This is a genomic window from Sphingomonas sp. (assembly GCF_031426035.1).
GTDB lineage: Bacteria > Pseudomonadota > Alphaproteobacteria > Sphingomonadales > Sphingomonadaceae > Sphingomicrobium.
In genome coordinates this window covers 1-18,987 of record NZ_JANPKO010000147.1, presented here as the reverse complement: position 1 = coordinate 18,987, position 18,987 = coordinate 1, and the positions used below count along the sequence as shown (strand labels likewise).

Here is an 18,987-nt window from a genome sequence, read left to right as displayed (position 1 = left end):
GTCAGGCGGCGCAGTAGCCGCGTTCGACCTCGAGCAGATAGTCACGGGTGATGGGCAGCGCGGCGCGGTCGCGGATGTACTGGATCTGGTAATTGCACGCGGCGCCGCTTTCGAACGCGACGATCCCGCCGGCGAGATAGAATTCCCACATGCGGAAGAAGCGCTCGTCGTACATCGCGACGATCTTTTCGCGCGCCGCGGTAGCGCGCTCGAGCCACGCGCGGAGGGTATACGCGTAATGCAGCCGCAGCGTCTCGACGTCGCTGGCGATGAGGCGGACTTTCTCGCTCGCGGACACCATCTGGCTCAGCGAGGGGACGTGGTAACCGGGAAAGATCCATTTGTCGGTGAACGGGTCGGGCGGGCCGGCCTTGCCGAGCTTGCCGATGGTGTGGAGCAGCATCACCCCGTCGGGTTTGAGCAGCTCGCGGCAGCGCGCGAAGAACTCCTCGTAATGGGCGAGGCCGACATGCTCGAACATGCCGACCGAAACGATGCGGTCGAACGGCCCTTCGACGTCGCGATAGTCGACCAGCTCGAAGCGGACGTGATCCGAAACGCCGGCTGCCGCGGCGCGCTCGCGCGCGATCTTGAGCTGGCGTTCGGATAGCGTCACTCCGAGCACATCGACCTTGGCGACCCGGTGAAGATACAATGCGGTGCCGCCCCAGCCGCAACCAATGTCGAGCACGCGCTGGCCCGGCTTCAAAGCGAGCTTGGCGGCGATGTGCGCTTTCTTGTCGGCCTGCGCCTGCTCGAGGCTGTTGGCGGGATCGCGATAGTAAGCGCAACTGTATTGGCGGTCGTCGTCGAGAAACAGTTCGTAGAGCTCGTCGCTAAGGTCGTAATGGTGGGCGACGTTGCGCCGCGAGCTTGTCGGCCGGTTGCGGCGGAGCAGCGCGGTGAGGCGGCTCATCTTGCCCTTCTTGAGCAATTTGCGCTTGTTGCCGCCGTCCTCCCAGCGGTTCGACCCGACGATCATCTCGAGCAGGTCGAGGATCGTCCCGTCTTCAATCGTCAGGCGGCCGTCCATATACGCCTCGCCGACCGCCAGCCGCGGATTGCGCAGCAGGTCGAAGGCGACTCTGCGGTCGTGGAAGCGAACCGTCAGCGTGCGCCCGCCGCCGGGGCCGTAGTCGCGCGGATCGCCGCCGGGAAGAATCAGGCGGATCGTGCCCGCCTTGAGCAATTGCCCGATCAGCCTGCCGATCACCGTCATGCGCGCACTCCTATTCGCGCAATCAGGCCGCGGCGACTTTGCGCTTGCGCTCGGCGGCGGTGCGCAGCTGGCCGCAGGCGGCGTCGATGTCGCGGCCGCGCGGGGTGCGCACCGGGGCCGAGATGCCGCCTTCGAACACGATGTTGGAGAATGACCGGATGCGCTCGGGGGTCGAGCATTCGTAGGTCGCGCCGGGCCACGGGTTGAACGGGATCAAATTGACCTTGGCCGGCAGGTCGTAGTGGCGGATCAGGCGGACCAATTCGCGCGCGTCGGCGTCGCTGTCGTTCTTGTCCTTGAGCATGACATATTCGAAGGTGATGCGGCGCGCATTGTTGGCGCCGGGATAGGCCGCGCACGCCTCCAATAATTGCTCGATGCCGTATTTGCGGTTGAGCGGGACAATCTCGTCGCGCACTACCTTGTTCACCGCGTGGAGCGAGACGGCGAGATTGACCCCGATCTCGGCCCCGGCGCGCGCCATCATCGGCACCACGCCCGAGGTCGACAAGGTGATGCGGCGCTTCGACAGCCCGAGCCCGTCGCCGTCCATGACGATCTTGAGTGCGTCGCGGACATTGTCAAAATTGTACAGCGGCTCGCCCATTCCCATCATCACGATGTTGGTCAGCATCCGCCCTTCCGGCTGCGACGGCCATTCGCCCAAGGCGTCGCGCGCGAGCATGACCTGGCCGACGATCTCGCTGGGCTCTAGGTTGCGCACCAATTGCATCGTGCCGGTGTGGCAGAATCGGCAATTAAGCGTGCACCCGACCTGGCTCGACACGCACAGGGTGCCGCGGTCGGCGTCGGGGATGAACACCATCTCGTAATCATGGCCGTCGTGGGTCTGCAGCAGCCATTTGCGGGTGCCGTCGGTCGACACCTGCGCCTCCACCACCGCGGGGCGCGAAATGACGAAATGCTCGGCCAGCCACGGCGCCTGGGCCTTGGCGATGTCGGTCATCGCGGTAAAGTCGCCGACCCCGCGATTATAGATCCAGTGCCACAATTGCTTCGAGCGCAATTTGGCCTGGCGCGGATCAAGCCCGGCGGCCTCGAGCGCACTGCGGATTTGATCCTTGGACAGGCCAACCAGGTCGACCTTGCCATCGGCGCGCGGAGCGGGCGCGCGCGGCACGGTCACGGGGTCGGTCCTGCCGGCGATCGGCATCAAGGCGGTGTCGGCGGTCATGGCAGGGCGCCTATCTAGGCGATGAAGCTTTATTTTGCCAGCGCGCAGGCGGCCGCGGCGGCATCGATCGCGGTCGGCGCCCCGTCGAGCAGGTAGCGATCGACGAAGCGGCGGCCCGCTGCATCGCGCGCCTCGATCCGCAGGCTGCCGGCGAGGCGCGCGGCGGCGATGATCGCGGCGTCCTGCGCCGGGCCGCGGCTCCATGCCCAGTCGCCGCGCGCGGCAAGCAGGAACGGGCGCCCGTCGATCTTGAGGATGACGCTCGAGCCGGGGCGCGGCACACGGCTGAGCCGCGCGGCAAGCTCCCCGCCGCGCGGGCCGGCGCGGTCGAAACGAAAGCCGAGGCGCGCCTGCGGGCGATTCTTGAGCGCGTCGAGCTCGGAACGCGCGACCGCCTCGCAATGGCGGCCATGATCGAACGCCGCCCACACCCCGCGCGCGGCAAGGGTCCGCGGCGCCGCGGTGGCGGCGGCCGGGGCGAGCAGCCAAGCGGCGAGGATCGGCATCAGGATGCGCATCGCGGCCACCTTAGCCGGTCCCGCGCGCGACGCCACTTGATCCGGATCGGTTACAGTCTGGTCCTAACTTGCTTTAGTGTGTCGGGCATGCGACAGAGAGGGGCTCGGTGATCCTCGCTGCCCCTGGAGGCTGCCTCATGCACCGCGCCACGCCCACTGCCTACGGCCCGCCGTCGCTCGCCTGATGCATCCGTAGCCAGGCCCAGGCTATCGACATTGCCCAACTGACCAGCCGCATCGCGGCCGAACTAGCGCTTTTCGCCGGGGCCGGCTTCCTGCTGTTCGCGATCAACGATGTCGCCGTCGACGTGATTTATTTCGCGCGCCGGCTGTGGCGCTCGACCGCGGTCTACGCGCGCTTCCCCCATGCCTTCGCCAGCGACCTGATCGGCCGCCCCGCCAGCCCGGGGCCGATTGCCGTGTTCATCCCGGCGTGGGACGAAGCGGCGGTCATCGCGTCGATGCTGCGCGCCACATTGAAACGGTTCGACTATCCCCTGTACCGGATCTTCGTCGGCTATTACCGTAACGACCCCGGCACCCGCGCGGCGATCGTCAGCGTCGCCGACCCGCGGATCGAAGCCGTGCTGGTCGACGGCAACGGACCGACCACCAAGGCCGATTGCCTCAATCATCTGTACGACGCGCTGATTGCGTTCGAGGTCGCCACGGGCCGCGCCGCCAAGGCGGTCGTGCTGCACGATGCCGAGGATGTCGTGCATCCGCTCGAGCTCGCCGTGTTCGACCGGCTGATCGACCGCGCCGGGGTGATTCAGCTGCCGGTGCTGCCGCTGACCGACCGCGACTCGCAGTGGATCGCCGGTCATTATTGCGACGAGTTCGCGGAGGCCCACGTCAAGGAGCTGGTGGTGCGCGAGGCGATCGGCGCGGCGATCCCGCTGGCCGGAGTCGGCTGCGCCATATCGCGCCGAGCCCTTGAACGGCTGGCGGCGGCGGGTGACGGGCGGCCGTTCGCCGGCGGCACGCTGACCGAGGATTACGAGCTCGGCCTCAAGGTCGGCGCGCTGGGCTTCCGCACGATGTTCGTGCGCATCCCGGCGCGCGCCGGGGAACGCGGCATGGTCGCCAGCCGCGGCCACTTCCCGTCGACCATCGGCGAAGCGGTGCGGCAGAAGGCGCGCTGGCTGGGCGGGATCGCACTGAGCGGGTGGGACCGGATGGGCTGGCGCGGCGGCTGGGGCGAGCGGTGGATGCGCATGCGCGACCGCCGCGGGCCGCTCGCCGCGCTGCTGCTGATCGCCGCCTACACCGCCGCTTTGCTGTGGACGCAATTGTGGCTCGCCCACGCATTCGGGGCGCCGCTCGAGGTCGACCTCAACCCGACCCTGGCGACGCTGCTGACGATCAACGCCTGGCTGCTTGGCTGGCGGGTGCTGATGCGCGCCGGCTGCACCACCTCGGTGTACGGCTGGCGGCAGGGGCTGCTGTCGGTGCCGCGGCTGGTGATCGGCAATGTCATCGCCATGCTCGCCGCCCTGCGCGCGGTCGCGGTCCACCTCGGCGGCGGCATGCCCAAGTGGGACAAGACGCGCCACATTTTCCCCGCCGAACTGGCGCAATGAGCGCGGCGCTGCGCTTCCTTGCCATGGCGCTGGTCGCGTGGACCGGGGTCCGGGTGGCGACGGTCGGGCTGCTGCCGACCGGCGGCGGGGTCAGCCTGGCCCGCGGCCCGCCCGCCGTGTCCACCATCGTCCCGACTGAATTTCCGCCGATCGACCCGCCGCTGGCCTTTGCCACTCCGGCCATGGCGGAAGCGGCGCCGCCGATCATCCGCTTCGCGTCCCTCCCCGACTTTTCCCATGCCTACCCGCTGCCGGTGCGGCCGCCCCCTCCGCACGGCAGCGGGTACACGCCGATCGACCCCGCGCCGGCACCCATTTTCTACGCTCCGATCCCGCAACTCGACGATTGGCCGCTGGCGCGCATGGCGGCGGCGTTCCCGCGCCGCCGCAGCGGCCCCGCGGGCGCCCAGTCGACGCCGGCGGCCCCGGGCGCGGCGGCGGCAATCAAGCCCAAGCTCGACCGCGTCCAGCTCACCTCATGGGCGCTGCTGCGCGGGCGGCCGGGGGACACCCTCGGCACCGCATCCGGGCTGGCGAGCAACCCCGCGCTCGGCGGCAGCCAGGCCGGGGCGCGCCTGTCCTATGCGTTCAATCGCTCGGTCGCCGCGTCGCTGCGGATGAGCGCGCCGATCGGGTCGACCCGCGGCGGGGAGGTCGCGGCCGGGATCAAGCTCACCCCGCTGCGCGCGGTCCCGGTCTCGCTGACCGTCGAGCGGCGCCACGCGTTCGGGCGCTTCGCCGGCCGCTCGGCGTTCGCGATGTTCCTTGAGGGCGGCGTCTACCAGCGGCCGATGCCGCTCAAATTCTCGCTCGACGCTTATGCCCAGGGCGGGGTGGTCGGGCTGCGCCGCCGCGACTTCTTCGTCGACGGCGCGTTTGCCATGACCCGCCCGGTCTACGGCCGCCTGTCCGCCGGCTTCGGAATGTGGGGCGCGTGGCAGGGCGGGTCGCAAGCCGGAGTCCACCGCATCGACGCCGGGCCGCGGGTGTCGATGCAGGTGCGCGACAACATCCGCGTCCACCTCGACTGGCGCCACCGACTGTCGGGCAAGGCCGAGCCGGGGTCGGGGCCCGCGCTGACCCTCGCCGCGGATTTCTAGCCCGCGCTTGGCCTTGCGCACCGCGCGGGCTAGTCCGGTGGCGGCAAGCCATGGACATTTACCTCCCGATCGCCGGCCAGTCGGTCAACGCGCTGCTGATTGTCGCGCTGGGGCTGGTGGTCGGGCTGCTGTCGGGGATGTTCGGGGTCGGCGGCGGCTTCCTGACGACGCCGCTGCTGATCTTCTACGGCATCCCGCCGACCGTCGCGGTGGCCTCGGCGACGACCCAGATCACCGGCGCCAGCGTGTCGGGCGGGATGGCGCACATGCGCAAGGGCGGCGTCGACCTGCACATCGCCGCGGTGATGATCGTCGGCGGGCTGATCGGATCACTGTTCGGCGCGGCGCTGTTCCGCGCGCTGCAGGCGAGCGGCCAGATCGACCTCGTGATCGGCTCGCTCTACGTGCTGATCCTGGGCTGGATCGGCGGGCTGATGCTGCGCGATGCGCTGACCGCCCTGGGCTACATCACGCCCGAACAGGGGACGCAGCGACCGCGCCACAACCGCTGGGTCGCGGCGCTGCCGCTGCGCTGGCGGTTCTACACGTCGGGCGTCTACCTCTCGCCACTGGCCCCGCTCGCGCTCGGCTTCGTCGCCGGCATCCTGACCATGCTGCTCGGCATCGGCGGCGGGTTCATCATGATCCCGGCGATGATCTACATGCTCGGCATGCCGGCGCGGGTGGTGATCGGCACCAGCCTGATCATCATCCTCGCGATCAGCGCTGCGACCACCATGGTCCATGCCCTGACCACCCAGTCGGTCGACATCGTGCTCGCCGCCTTGCTGCTGCTGGGCAGCGTGGTCGGCGCCCAATATGGCGCGATGCTGACGACGCGGCTCAAGCCCGATTTGCTGCGCCTAGGGCTGGCGGTGGTGATCCTGCTGGTCGCGCTGCGCATGGCGCTCGGGCTGGCGTGGCGCCCCGACGAAATTTTTTCGATCGAGTATCTGTGAGCCGGCCCGCGCGCCTGGTGCTGCTGCCGCTCGCCGCGCTGGCGCTGGTGGCGGCGTCGTCGCCGGTGCTGGTGCCCGATGTGTCGGCGCGGCGGATCGAGATCCGCTACAGCTTCACCGGCGCGCAGCTGCTGCTGTTCGGGGCGATCCTCTATCCCGGCGGGCGGGTCCCGACGCGGCCGGCCGACATCGTCGTCGTCCTCAAGGGGCCGGTCGAGCCGATCGTGGTGCGCGAGAAGCAAAAGATCGCGGGGATCTGGATGAACGCCGATTCGAGCCGCTTCCGCTCGGCCCCGGCATACTACGCGGTGGCCTCGTCGCGGCCGCTCGCCGAGCTGGTCGACGAGCGCACCGCGTCAATCTACGAAATGGGTCTGCAGAATTTGCAATTGTCGCCCGGCGGCGGCGCGCTGCCCGACAAAGCGCGGCGGTTCGAGGCCGGGTTGCTCGACCTGCGCCGGCGCCGCGGGCTGTATGCGGAAGATCCGCGCGGGGTCGAGATCAGCGGCGGCGTGCTGTACCGCGCGCGCATCGCCATCCCCAGCCAGGTGCCGGTCGGGACCTACACCGCCGAAACTTTCCTGATCGACCGCGGCCGGGTGCTGGCGGCAGCAACGCGCGAGATCGAAATCGGCAAATCGGGGTTCGAGCGGTTCGTCGCGCTCGCCGCGCGGCGCCACGCCATCCTCTACGGCCTCGCCTCGGTGCTGCTGTCGCTGGCGCTCGGCTGGGCCGCCGCGGCGGTGTTCCGGCGGCGGATTTAAGCCAAATTTTAACGGCTCGCGCGTAGGCCGGTCGCCAGTGATCACTGGTGAGAGCGTTTGAGGCCATGGACGAGCAACCGAACCTGCGCAATCTGGTCGAGGAAATCAGCAATTTCAGCGAGGATTCCGTGGTTCCGCGGGTCCCCTCGGCGACGGCCAAGGCGCTGCCCGCGATCGGCCGAGTGACCGAGATTGCCGGCTCGGGCTCGCAAATCCTGATGGACGCCGCGACGATGCTCGCGCTGCAGGCCGACAGCGATCCGTCGGTGTCGATGTCCGGCCAGGTCGGCAGCCAGGTCAAGATGGCGGTCGGCGACAGCTGGCTGATCGCCAACGTGCGCACCATGAAAATCGGCGACGCCGGCGAAATCCTCGCCGCCATCGACTTTCTCGGCGAGGGCTCGAAGGGCTCGGCGGGGCGGATGACCAATTTTCGCCGCGGCGTCACCCGCTACCCGATCCCGGGCTGCGACGTGCTGCCGGTGACGACCGAGGATTTGCGCTCGGTGTTCGCCGCCGACAACAGCCCGCACATCGAGATCGGCACGGTCTACCCGACCGAGGACATCCGCGGCACGCTGTATGTCGACCAGATGTTGTCCAAGCATTTCGCCATCCTCGGCTCGACCGGTACCGGCAAGTCGACCTCGGTTGCCTTGATCCTCCACCGCATCTCGCAGCTGTCGCCCGAGGGCCACATCGTGATGATCGACCCGCACGGCGAATATTCGGCGGCGTTCAACGATTGCGGCGAGCTATTCAATGTCGACAACCTGCAATTGCCGTACTGGCTGATGAACTTCGAGGAGCATTGCGAAGTGCTGCTCACGACCTCGGGCGCCGAGCGGCAGCGCGACGGCGACATCCTCGCCAAGACCCTGCTCGCGGCGCGCACCAAGGGCAAGAACCTCGAAACGCTGGTCAAGGTCACCGTCGATTCGCCGATTCCGTATTTGCTCACCGACTTGTCGACCATCCTCACCAACGAGATGGGCAAGCTCGACCGCGCCGGCGACACCGCGCCGTTCCAGCGATTGAAGACCAAGATCGACGAGTTGCGCGCCGACCCGCGCTACAATTTCATGTTCTCCGGCATGCTGGTGTCCGATTCGATGGGCAGCTTCCTCGCCAAATTGTTCCGCCTGCCGAGCCACGGCCGGCCAATCTCGATCGTCGACGTGTCGGGCGTGCCGTCGGACATCACCTCGGTGGTGGTATCGGTGCTGGCGCGCATGGTGTTCGACTACGCCTTGTGGTCGCGGACCGAGGCGCAGCGCCCGCTGCTCTTGGTGTGCGAGGAGGCCCACCGCTACGTGCCCAAGGACGAGACCAGCTCGGGCCAGGCGGTGCGCCGCATCCTCGAGCGGATCGCCAAGGAAGGCCGCAAATACGGCGTGTCGCTCGGCCTGATCACGCAGCGCCCGTCGGATTTGGCCGAAGGCGTGCTGTCGCAGTGCGGCACGATCATCGCTATGCGCCTCAACAACGACCGAGATCAGGCGTGCGTGCGCGCCGCGATGCCGGAAGGCGCGCGCGGCTTCCTCGACGCCATCCCGGCCCTGCGCAACCGCGAATGCATCGTGTGCGGCGAAGGCGTCGCGATCCCCATTCGGGTGCGCTTCGACGACCTCGAGCCGGAGAAGCGCCCGGCCTCGTCCGACCCCAGCTTCGCCACTTTGTGGCGCGAGACCGGCGGCGAGGAAGGCATCATCAACCGCACCATCAAGCGCTGGCGCGGCCACGGGCGCTAAGCCGCCGCAGGCTGGTTTTTTACCTTCGCGCGTTTAAGTCACTCCCGCATCCGGGAGATCGATATGACGTTGTGGCGGCCAACTCGCCGTGAACTGATCGGCACCGCGCCGCTGCTGCTCGGCGCGGCGGCGCTGCCGCGGCCGATCGCCGCGCCCGGCCGCAATGACCTCCGGCTGTTCGTGATCGGCGACTGGGGCAAGGACGGGCGGCTGTACCAGAAGCATGTCGCGGCATGGATGCACCAGCAGGCGCTGCAAGCGGGGTGCGACGCGATCGTCAGCACCGGCGACAATTTCTACGATTTCGGCGTGTCGAGCAGCCGCGACCCGCAGTGGCGCACCTCGTACGAGAACATTTATTCGCCCGAACTGCGCCGCCTGCCGTGGTTCGCAGTGGCCGGCAACCATGATTGGGGCGGCAGCATCTGGGCCCAGCTCGACCGCACCGGGAACGGCGGCTGGCACATGCCGTGGCTGTGGTACGACATCCCCGGCGCGCGCTTCGGGCGGCCCGACGTCCATCTGTTCTTCATCGACACGGTGGTGTGGAAGGGCAAGGAGAACAAGGTCTACCACCGCTGCGGGCAGGCGTTGCGCGCGGTCGATGTCGCGCGGCAGAAGGCGTGGCTCAAAGACGCACTGCAAGCATCATGTGCGGCGACCAAATTGGTGTTCGGGCACCACCCGGTTTACGCCGGCGGGCTCGACGGCGGGCACAAGTGGATGGACGACCTCGACGCCACGCTGATCGCGGCCGGCGTCACCGCATACGTGTGCGGGCACAAACATTGCCTTTACCACATCAAAGGCGAGCAACTCGACTACATCTGCTCGGGCGGCGGGTCGGAGGAGCGCGAGAAAGACGTGCGCGGGACGTTCCACCCGGCGTGCATGGCCGAGCAGCGCTGCGCGCCGGCGCGAATGCACCAGTTCATCGGCCGCGCCGGCTTCACCATCGTCGATGCCGGGGCGGACCGCATCGCCTATCGCTTCGTCGACCGCGACGGGCGCGTGACCCCGCCCGAACCGATCCGCAGCCGCGGCAACCACCAAGCTCCGTGCTCGGGCGCGCTCGCCGCCGACCCCGCCGAGCTGCGCGAGCAGGCGCGGGCGCGCGCCAAGACCTATCTGCCGTGCGCCTCGTTGCTGTGATTTGCCGCGACCGACGGCGTCGCTTAGACAGCAGCCATGAGGTCGAAGGAGTTAGTGTGAGCGGGTTGAACAAGCGACATTTGCCACTGTGGCTGTTGGCGAGCTGCGCGGTCGCGGCAGCGCCCGCCCAAGCCGAAATGGCGCTGACCGACGTGGATTTCGAGCTGGCCCAGCTCGATCTCGCGCCGGCCGTCGCCGAGCCCGCCCCGGCCGAGCTGCTCCCCGCGTCGCTGACGTCGGCGGCGGTCGAGGCCGAGCTGGCGGCGGATGCCGGCGAGCCCGCCGCGCTCGACGACCAGCGCCGCCTGTCGTTCGGGTCGCACGTCAAATCGATCAAATATGAGATGGGCGCGGCGTTCGCCTACATGACCGCGGTCAATCTGCTCAAAATCGCCAAGCGCGGCCACGTCGACAGCTTCTCGTTCCACGACGAAGGCTGGTTCGGCAAGGACACCGAGGTGCTCGGCGTGGACAAGATGGTCCACGCCCACAACGCCTACATCTTGTCCGAGCTGATCGGCGCGCGGATCCGCAAGAAGACCGGCACCACCCGCGGCACCGCGATGTCGGGCGCGCTGCTGGCGAGCGGGCTGATGCTGTACAGCGAGGTGTTCGACGGGTTCAAAGGCGGCTTCGGCTACCAGGATCTGGTGTTCAACAGCCTCGGTGCCGGTTTTTCCGTTATCCGCAACACCGTCCCCGGGCTGGAAAACAAGCTCGACTTCCGCGTGCTGATCATCCCCAACAGCCGCGTCTACAATTTCACCGGCAAGGAGCATTACCGCCAGCAGCGCCATCTGTTCGCGCTCGAGCTTGGCGGGTTCAAGCGCTTCGAGAAGAGCCCGCTGCGCTTCGTCGAGCTCCACGCCGGCTACTATGGCAAGGGCTTCACCGACCGCGAGCAGGAGCGCGGCGACCGGCTCCAGCGCAAGCTGTTCGCGGGGGTCGGATTGAACCTCAACGAGCTGTTGTTCGGCCGCAAGCCCAAGACCCGCTTCGCGCGCGCAACCTCGCAACTGCTCGATTACTGGCAGCCGCCTTACACCTACGTCCACGCCAACTGAGCGGGCTAGCGATCCCCCGCTGACTCCCGCTTGGCGCGGACGTGGTGGAGGAGCATTTCGACGAAGCGCGTGTCGCCGAGGCCGCGGCCGAGCGGGCGCTGCATGATGTCGACGTCGGGCAGCGTGTTGCCCTCGACCAGCACCGGCCCATCGGCGAGGATCGCGATGTCCCAGCCGACCACGATGTGATCGTCGAACGCGCGATGCGCCTGCTCGACCAGCGCCATGACTTGCGGCCACAGCGGCAGCGCCCGCCCCTCGATCCGGCCCTTGGTGTCGGGGTGATGGGTGAGCCAGCCGAGGCGGACGTCATGGCCCTGGTTGCTGGCGCGGCCGAGCGTCCCGGTGTCGAGGTCGATCGCCGCGGCGATGCCGCCGGCGTGGTAATTGTCGACCGTCTGGTTGGCGCCGACCGCCATCCTCAGCGCCGCGCCGATCGGCACCGGCCGGCGCTGCTCGTCGAGGCAGCTCAGGAAGCGCAAGGTGGTCAGCGCGCCGTTGCTGAGGTCGGCCATGTCCGGGTGGTTGACGGCGCGCGGCTGGGCCATGCGCGGCGCCTCGGCGGAGTCGGCGGTGAGCCGGGCGAGGAAGGCGGCGGCGGTGATCACGGCGCCATCGGGGCCGCGATAGCCGCGTTCGTCGGCGATCCACGCCCACCGCTCGGCGCCCTTGCCGCCGCGGCCGCGGATCGGTTTGACGAACAGGTCGCAGGGCGGCAGCGCCGAGGCGTCGCAATCGACTTGTCCATCCCGCGCGGCGGCGACGATCGGCACGTGGGCAACGCCGTGGCTGGCGCAATGCCTGGCGAACTCGACCTTGTCGCCGAGCCGCGACTTGGCGCCACGATTGAGGAAAGTGAAAATGGCCGGCTTGGTCTCGGCGCGGGTCAAATAGTTGCGGGCCCGGGCCACGCCGCCGGGCTCGTACAGCGAGAAGCAATAATACCAGCGCGGCAGGATGCCGTGCCGGGCGTAGACGCGGCACTGGTCGAGAGCCTGGCCGGCGATCGACCGCCCGAGGCGCTGGCTGGTCAGGCGACCATTGCGCGCGGTGTACTGGATGACATCGCGAACCAGCGCCGCCGGCGCCAGCAGCATTGCCTTGAGCCGCGCGGCGCGGTCGTCGCTGGCCCAGTAAAAAGCTGCATATTCATGGCGCAGCTGGTCGAGCGCGGCGGACGACCTGGCCACCTTGTTGCGCCGCGCGACGGGCAGGCCGGCGATCCAATAGGAGGATTTTCCGCGCAATCGAAACGGGCCGCGGGGATCCTTCGCCATGCGCCGATTCTGGCAGGTGCTCCGGCCGTCCGCAATGGTCCGCTACGGGTGGAAAGCGGACATCACTGCTTGGTGGCCGAACATTGACTCTATCTGGTGAGAGCTTAGGCTGACCGAGCGGGGGCCAACGAAAACATCAAAAGATCAGTGGGCTATACCCCCTCGGGGAGGGTTGTGATGCCAGTTGTCAACGGTACCAGCGGCAATGATTTCATCCACCGCGCCGGAGATGGCCGCACTGTTCCAGCAGGCCATGCCGACATTACCGGTGTCACCACGGGTGACGACACAATCTACGGCCTTGGTGGCAACGATTATCTGTTCGGGGACCTGGGCAACGACATCCTCAGCGGCGGCACCGGCGCCGACAGGATGGACGGCGGCGCCGGCAACGACTGGTTTTACGTCGATACCGCGGCGGACACGGTGATCGAGGCCGCCGGCGGAGGATCCGATCGAATTCTGTCGTCTGTGAGTTACGCACTTGCGGCGGGCGCGCATGTCGAAATCCTCACCACCACCAACACGGCGGGGACGGCGGCGCTTAACCTTTACGGCAATTCGTTCGTCCAGACGATCCACGGCAATGCCGGTGCGAACACGTTGAATGGCGGAGGCGGCGCGGACACGCTGGTCGGGTTCGGTGGTAATGACATTTACTATGTCGATACCGCCGGCGACGTTGTCACCGAAGCTGCCGGCGGGGGCATCGACCGTGTGTTCGCGACCGTCAGCTATGCGCTGAACTCGTCGACCCAGATCGAAACCCTCAGCGCGGTGGTTGCCGCGGCAACGACCGCCATCAATCTTACAGGCAACAACTTCGCCCAGACGCTGACCGGTAACGCCGGCGCCAACATACTGAACGGCGGTGGCGGGGCCGATACAATGATCGGCTATGGTGGGAACGACTGGTATTACGTCGACCAGGCCGGCGATGTCGTGACCGAGGGCGCCGGCGGCGGCTCCGATCGCATTCTCACATCGGTGAGTTACGCTCTTGCGGCAGCGGCTCAGATCGAGATCTTGACCACGACAAACACCGCCGGAACAGGCGCGATCAACCTCACCGGTAACGATTTTTCCCAGCACATCCTCGGCAATGCCGGCACCAATACATTAGAAGGACGCGGCGGTAACGACATACTCGATGGTGGAGCGGGGGCCGACACACTGATTGGCGGCCAAGGCAATGACACCTATGTCGTCGATCACGTCGGCGATGCGACGTTCGAAGTCGCCGGCGCGGGCACCGACCTCGTCCGCAGTTCCATCACCAGGACGCTCGGATCCGACCTGGAAAACCTGGTCCTGACCGGCAGCGCGGCGATCAATGGCACCGGCAACGCTCTGGCCAACAGCCTGACCGGCAACAGCGGGGCGAACATCCTCGACGGCGGCGGCGGCAATGACGTCCTCAACGGTGGCGCGGGCGACGATCAGATGACTGGGGGTGTGGCCGATGACACCTACGTCGTCGATTCGGCGGGTGATGTCGTGACGGAAGCCTATGCCGAGGGGACCGACACGGTGTTGTCCTATCTGGCATCCTACACCCTGGGCGATTTCATCGAGAACGGCACGGTTGCCCGGGCGACCGGTGGAACGCTCACGGGCAACGCCCTTGGCAACCTTCTCACGGGTGGAGCTGGGAACGACCTGCTTTTGGGGGAGGCAGGCGACGACCATCTGGTCGGCGGCGGCGGCAATGACGAGCTGTTTGCCGGCGGCGAAGGATTCTACGACCCTCCCGAGAACAACACGCTCGAGGGAGGATCGGGCAACGATATACTGCACGGCGCGCCGAGTGCGACCTTGAGTTTTTCGGGAGGCGACGACATTCTCAACGGCGGCGCGGGTGACGACACCATGTACGGCCTGTCCGGCAACGACACCTACTATGTGAACAGCGTCGGGGACGTCGTTTCGGAAGAGGCCGATGCCGGATTCGACACCGTTCACGTTTCCGTCAACGGATACACGCTCGGGGACAATGTCGAGTACGGAGTGGTCGCCCTTGGCACTGGACTGACGCTCACCGGCAACAGCACCACGAATACCCTTGAAGGTGGCGGCGGGAACGACACGCTCTACGGGGGCGACGGCAACGATGATCTGTCGGGAAACGGGGGCAACGACACACTCGACGGCGGCGCGGGTGACGATGATTTGCGCGGCAACGACGGCAACGACGTGATGCACGGAGGTGCGGGCAACGACGAATTCTATGACTTAGTCGGCACAAACGTGGCCTACGGCGGGGCCGGCGACGATCGGTATACGATCGAGACCAACGGCTCGCTTCAAATCGTGGAAAATGCCGGCGAGGGCATTGATACGGTCCAGATCCAGGTTTTCACTTACACTCTGCCGGATAACGTCGAGATCGGCGCGTTGGCGATTGTAGGCGGCACAGTCACCGGCAACGCCAGCAACAATACGTTGTACGCCAATAGCGGAAACGACGTCCTCAACGGTGCCGGCGGCAACGATATCCTGTGGGGCTACAGCGGTGCGGACCAGCTCACCGGCGGCAGCGGATCGGACCAGTTCGATTACAATTACATCGTCGACTCGACCACGGCGAGCTGGGACGTGATCTTGGATCTCGTGACCCAAACAGACTTTATCGACGTCTGGGACATCGACGCCAATACCGGCGTCGCCGGCAATCAGTCGTTCAACTGGGTCGCGCTCCCCTCGGGCGCGGCCGGCGAAGCCTGGGCGGTCTGGGACGGCACTTACACGCAGCTCTATTTCGACGTGAATGGCGGCGGCGCCGATATGCGCATCGACGTTCTCGGCGACAGTTTTTCGTCCGGGAACGATATCATCTTGTGAGGCCAGCGGAGAGCGGGGCTCTGGTCGTTCGCGCGCCAAGATTGCCGGTCCGACCCTGCTTCGTCAGCCCCTCTTCGTTCCCACCGCGAGCAGCGCCTTCAGCCGCGCCTTGAAGGCGTCTCGCGCCGGGCCGTCGAGCGCGGCGCGGGCGGCGGCGAAGCGGACCGACAGCGGATTGACCGCCACGCCGCCACGCAGGACTTCGTAATGGAGGTGCGGGCCGGTCGACAGGCCGGATGAACCAACAAAACCGATCACCTGACCCTGGCGCACGATGCTGCCCGGGTCGGCCGCCATCCGGCTCATGTGTGAATAGGATGTGGTGAGGCCGCCGCCGTGGGCGATGCGGACCTGGCGGCCATAGCCCCCGGCCCAGCCGGCGCGGCTGACCACGCCATCGGCGGCGGCGACGATCGGCGTGCCCCAACCGGCGCCGAAATCGACCCCGCGGTGCATCCGGGCGAAGCGCAGGATCGGGTGGCGGCGCATCCCGAAGCCCGAGGTGACCGGCCCCGGCACCGGGGACATCATCGCATCGGCCGAAGGCTGCGCATCGGCGTTGGCGTCGAGCCAGGCGGTGCGCCCGGCGAGCGTCCATTTCATCAATTGCACGTCGTCGCCCGAGGCGCGGTCGAGCGCGGCGTAGAGCAAGGGCCCGGCCTCGCTTTCTCCGCTCGCCGCGCGGCGGTTGGCGATGATCAGGTCGAAGCGGTCACCGGGCGCGACGTCGCCGCCGACATCGAGCCGGGAGCCGATCGCGCGGAGGAAATCGGCCGCCGTCGAAGGCGACACGCCGGCGGCGCGCAGCGACCAGTAGAAACCGGCGCCGACCTTGCCGCGCACGCGCAGCGGGGTGGTGTCGATGGCGATCGGGTGGCGGACCAGGCGCAGGCCGGCGGGGCCGCGCTCGACCGCGACGCGCAGGGCGAGGCCGGCGCGCAACGAGAGATGCTCAAGCGGGCGGGCACCGCCGTTGATCCGCCGCCCGAGGGTGACGTCGACCGCGGTGCCGACCGGCAGCCGCGCGGCGGCCGAGCGCACCAGCGCATCGGCGGCGCGGGCATCGCCGACGGCCGTGCCGGCGCGGGCGAGCAGCGCGCCGAGCGAATCGCGTGGGCCGAGCTTCATGAACATCTGGATGGTCGCGCGCTCGGGGGCGAAGCCGAGCGGCTCGACCGCCGCGCCCGGCGCCATCTGCAGCCCGGTGCGACCGCCGCGGCCGAGCGGGGAGATTCCCAGCGCCTCGGCCTGGGCGGCCTCGCTTTCGGCGATGTGCGGGCTGGCGCTCGGAAGCGGCTCGAAGCCCGGCGCGAGCAGGCCGGCGGCGGCGAGCAAGGCGGCCAATGTCGCCGCTCCGCGCCACCAGCGCCGAGTGAACATGTCCTCGGCGAGATCGACCGCCAAAGCGAACGGCGCGCGGCGGCGGCCGAACGCCGGCGCCAGCGGCACCACCGCTGCCGCCCCGGCCGACCAATCTTCGCGCGCGTGGAACATCGGGTCCTTGTCGGCGAACAGGGTTAAAAGCGCCTTAAGCGCCAAGCGAATTGCCCTTGCGCTTCGCCCCCGCGCTGCCACATTCAAACCATGGCGCGGCGCGACGAAGCACCGGTTCGGGCGATCCTGGGGCCGACCAACACCGGCAAGACCTATCTCGCGATCGAGCGGATGTGCGCGCACTCCTCGGGGGTGATCGGCTTCCCGCTGCGGCTGCTGGCGCGCGAGGTGTACGACCGCGTGGTCGCGATCAAGGGCGCCAAGCAGGTCGCATTGCTGACCGGCGAGGAGCGCATCGTGCCTCCGCAAGCGCGTTATTTTTTGTGCACCGCCGAGAGCATGCCGGTCCCCGACGCGCGTGAAGACTCCGACCGCGATTTCGCGTTCGCGGCGATCGACGAGGCGCAATTGGGCATCGACCTCGAGCGCGGGCATGTGTTCACCGACCGCCTGCTGCGCGCGCGGGGCCGCGAGGAGACGCTGATCCTCGGCTCGGACACGCTCAAGCCGATGATCCGGCAATTGCTGCCGCATGCCGAGATCGTCAGCCGGCCGCGGTTTTCGACGTTGCGCTACGCCGGGGGGACCAAGCTGTCGCGGCTGCCGCCGCGCTCGGCCGTGGTCGCCTTCTCCGCCGAGCAGGTTTACGCTTTGGCCGAGATGCTGCGGCGGTTCCGCGGCGGCGCGGCGGTGGTGATGGGGGCGCTGTCGCCGGCCACGCGCAACGCCCAGGTCGCGATGTTCCAGCGCGGGGAGGTCGATTATCTGGTCGCCACCGACGCCATCGGCATGGGCCTCAACATGGATGTCAGCCATGTTGCGTTTGCCGGACTGGAAAAGTTCGACGGCCGCCGCGACCGCCGCCTTTCGATCTCCGAAATGGCGCAGATCGCGGGGCGCGCCGGGCGCCACCAGCGCGACGGCAGCTTTGGCACGCTCGGCCTCGGCGGAGCGGGCGAGACCGCGTTCAGCGATGAAGAGATCAACGCGATTGAGGAGCACCGCTTCCGCCCGCTCGATTTTCTCTACTGGCGCAACCCCGCGCTCGATTTCACCGATGTCCGGTCGCTCATCGCCAGCCTCGAGGCGAAGAGCGACGACCCGCTGCTGCGCGCCGCCCCGCTGGCGATCGACCTCGCCGTGCTTAAGCTGATCGCCGAGGACCCCGCAATTTCCGCCAAGCGCGGCTTGCAGGCCAAACGGCTGTGGGCGGTGTGCGGGCTGCCCGATTTCCGCAAAGTGGGCCCGATGCACCATGCGCGGATGGTGCGGCGGCTGTTCAGCTACATCGCCGAGGGTGGGCATGTGCCGCACGAATGGTTCGCCGCCGAGGTCACCCGGCTGGACAATGTCGCGGGCGACATCGAGGCGCTCGCCGACCGCCTCGCGGGGGTGCGCAGCTGGGCCTATATCGCGCACCGCTCGGACTGGCTCGCCGACCCCGCCAAATGGGCCGAGCGCACGCGCGAGGTTGAGGCGCGGCTGTCGGACGCATTGCACGAGCGGCTGACCCAGCGCTTCGTCGACCGCCGCACCGCGGTGCTGGTGCGCGACATCGGCGCGCGCGGCGCCGACGCGCTGCCGGTGACGGTCGCCGCCGACGGCGAGGTCAGCGTCGGGCCGGAGCCGATCGGGCACCTCGCCGGGTTCGATTTCAAGGTCGACCCGATGGCGCGGCTGGCCGACAAGCGCCTGCTGCTCGCCGCCGCCGAGCGCCGCCTCGGCGACGAGCTCGACCGCCGCGCCAAGGCCTTGTTGGAAGCGCCCGACAGCGCGTTCGAGTTGATTGCCGAGGACGAGCGCGGGATCGCGGTCGGCTGGCAGGGGCATGTGCTGGCGCGACTCGCGCCGGGCCGTTCGCTGCTCGAGCCGGCATTGCGCACCGCGCGTGCGCTCGACCGCCTCGCCGCCCCGCTGCGCGCCGCCCTGCGCGCCCGGCTCGAGGCGTGGCTCGAGGGCGAGATCGCGCGCCATCTGGGGACGCTCAAGACGATCGCCGCCGCCGCCTCCGACCCTGCGAGCACGCCCGGGGTGCGCGCGCTGGCGGCGATGCTCGCCGATTCCGGCGGG

General features: G+C 68.3%; 14 protein-coding genes. 9 read left to right on the top strand and 5 right to left on the bottom strand.

Going from position 1 to position 18,987, the window contains the following annotated elements:
* Position 1: 1 nt before the first annotated feature.
* From RMP08_RS10865 to RMP08_RS10855, 3 genes are read right to left on the bottom strand one after another with little or no spacing between them, the layout of a single operon-like run.
* Entirely contained in the window at positions 2-1,219 is a 1,218-nt protein-coding gene (locus RMP08_RS10865; protein ID WP_310469018.1) for a cyclopropane-fatty-acyl-phospholipid synthase family protein, read from the bottom strand.
* A 22-nt stretch (positions 1,220-1,241) separates the two neighbouring features.
* Complete coding sequence (gene rlmN, locus RMP08_RS10860; protein ID WP_310469017.1) at positions 1,242-2,414, bottom strand: 23S rRNA (adenine(2503)-C(2))-methyltransferase RlmN; 1,173 nt, start codon at positions 2,412-2,414, stop codon at positions 1,242-1,244.
* Between the two features lie 29 nt (positions 2,415-2,443).
* A complete protein-coding gene (locus RMP08_RS10855) occupies positions 2,444-2,932 on the bottom strand; it encodes a hypothetical protein (protein ID WP_310469016.1) in 489 nt (162 codons plus the stop codon).
* A 188-nt stretch (positions 2,933-3,120) separates the two neighbouring features.
* On the opposite strand from RMP08_RS10855, the gene RMP08_RS10850 reads away from it, so the two are divergent.
* The 7 genes from RMP08_RS10850 (at position 3,121) to RMP08_RS10820 (ending at position 11,305) form a co-directional block, all read left to right on the top strand.
* The gene (locus RMP08_RS10850; protein WP_310469033.1) at positions 3,121-4,515 is read left to right on the top strand and encodes a glycosyl transferase family protein; all 1,395 of its coding nucleotides are present in this window, start codon (positions 3,121-3,123) and stop codon (positions 4,513-4,515) included.
* Positions 4,512-5,615 carry a hypothetical protein gene (locus RMP08_RS10845; protein WP_310469015.1) on the top strand — a complete coding sequence of 368 codons (1,104 nt, stop codon included), beginning with the start codon at positions 4,512-4,514 and terminating at the stop codon, positions 5,613-5,615. The genes RMP08_RS10850 and RMP08_RS10845 overlap by 4 nt, the downstream gene beginning before the upstream one ends.
* Positions 5,616-5,665: 50 nt before the next feature.
* Entirely contained in the window at positions 5,666-6,574 is a 909-nt protein-coding gene (locus RMP08_RS10840) for a sulfite exporter TauE/SafE family protein (RefSeq protein WP_310469014.1), read from the top strand.
* Positions 6,571-7,338: a TIGR02186 family protein gene (locus tag RMP08_RS10835; protein ID WP_310469013.1), complete on the top strand. Its 768-nt coding sequence runs from the start codon at positions 6,571-6,573 to the stop codon at positions 7,336-7,338. The genes RMP08_RS10840 and RMP08_RS10835 overlap by 4 nt, the downstream gene beginning before the upstream one ends.
* A gap of 65 nt (positions 7,339-7,403) precedes the next feature.
* Positions 7,404-9,089 (top strand): helicase HerA domain-containing protein, encoded by a 1,686-nt coding sequence (locus RMP08_RS10830; protein WP_310469012.1) that lies wholly within the window; start codon positions 7,404-7,406, stop codon positions 9,087-9,089.
* Positions 9,090-9,152: 63 nt separating this feature from the next.
* Positions 9,153-10,241, top strand: a complete 1,089-nt coding sequence (locus tag RMP08_RS10825) for a metallophosphoesterase (protein WP_310469011.1) — start codon at positions 9,153-9,155, stop codon at positions 10,239-10,241.
* Between the two features lie 56 nt (positions 10,242-10,297).
* Positions 10,298-11,305 (top strand): DUF2279 domain-containing protein, encoded by a 1,008-nt coding sequence (locus RMP08_RS10820; RefSeq protein ID WP_310469010.1) that lies wholly within the window; start codon positions 10,298-10,300, stop codon positions 11,303-11,305.
* Between the two features lie 5 nt (positions 11,306-11,310).
* Here the strand turns inward: RMP08_RS10820 and RMP08_RS10815 are convergent, their stop codons facing one another.
* Positions 11,311-12,582: a sugar-transfer associated ATP-grasp domain-containing protein gene (locus RMP08_RS10815; RefSeq protein WP_310469009.1), complete on the bottom strand. Its 1,272-nt coding sequence runs from the start codon at positions 12,580-12,582 to the stop codon at positions 11,311-11,313.
* Between the two features lie 177 nt (positions 12,583-12,759).
* On the opposite strand from RMP08_RS10815, the gene RMP08_RS10810 reads away from it, so the two are divergent.
* Positions 12,760-15,423, top strand: a complete 2,664-nt coding sequence (locus RMP08_RS10810) for a calcium-binding protein (protein WP_310469008.1) — start codon at positions 12,760-12,762, stop codon at positions 15,421-15,423.
* A 63-nt stretch (positions 15,424-15,486) separates the two neighbouring features.
* Here RMP08_RS10810 and RMP08_RS10805 read toward each other — a convergent pair whose 3' ends face one another.
* Complete coding sequence (locus tag RMP08_RS10805; protein WP_310469007.1) at positions 15,487-16,962, bottom strand: M23 family metallopeptidase; 1,476 nt, start codon at positions 16,960-16,962, stop codon at positions 15,487-15,489.
* A gap of 45 nt (positions 16,963-17,007) precedes the next feature.
* Here RMP08_RS10805 and RMP08_RS10800 point away from each other — a divergent pair.
* Positions 17,008-18,987 (top strand): helicase-related protein (locus RMP08_RS10800; protein WP_310469006.1); only part of this gene is annotated, 1,980 nt, incomplete at its 3' end.

Coding starts and splice junctions, on each gene's coding strand:
- RMP08_RS10865 (WP_310469018.1), bottom strand. CDS start 1,219: ATGACGGTGATCGGCAGGCTGATCGGGCAATTGCTCAAGGCGGGCACG.
- RMP08_RS10815 (WP_310469009.1), bottom strand. CDS start 12,582: ATGGCGAAGGATCCCCGCGGCCCGTTTCGATTGCGCGGAAAATCCTCC.
- rlmN (WP_310469017.1), bottom strand. CDS start 2,414: ATGACCGCCGACACCGCCTTGATGCCGATCGCCGGCAGGACCGACCCC.
- RMP08_RS10825 (WP_310469011.1), top strand. CDS start 9,153: ATGACGTTGTGGCGGCCAACTCGCCGTGAACTGATCGGCACCGCGCCG.
- RMP08_RS10840 (WP_310469014.1), top strand. CDS start 5,666: ATGGACATTTACCTCCCGATCGCCGGCCAGTCGGTCAACGCGCTGCTG.
- RMP08_RS10845 (WP_310469015.1), top strand. CDS start 4,512: ATGAGCGCGGCGCTGCGCTTCCTTGCCATGGCGCTGGTCGCGTGGACC.
- RMP08_RS10830 (WP_310469012.1), top strand. CDS start 7,404: ATGGACGAGCAACCGAACCTGCGCAATCTGGTCGAGGAAATCAGCAAT.
- RMP08_RS10810 (WP_310469008.1), top strand. CDS start 12,760: ATGCCAGTTGTCAACGGTACCAGCGGCAATGATTTCATCCACCGCGCC.
- RMP08_RS10855 (WP_310469016.1), bottom strand. CDS start 2,932: ATGCGCATCCTGATGCCGATCCTCGCCGCTTGGCTGCTCGCCCCGGCC.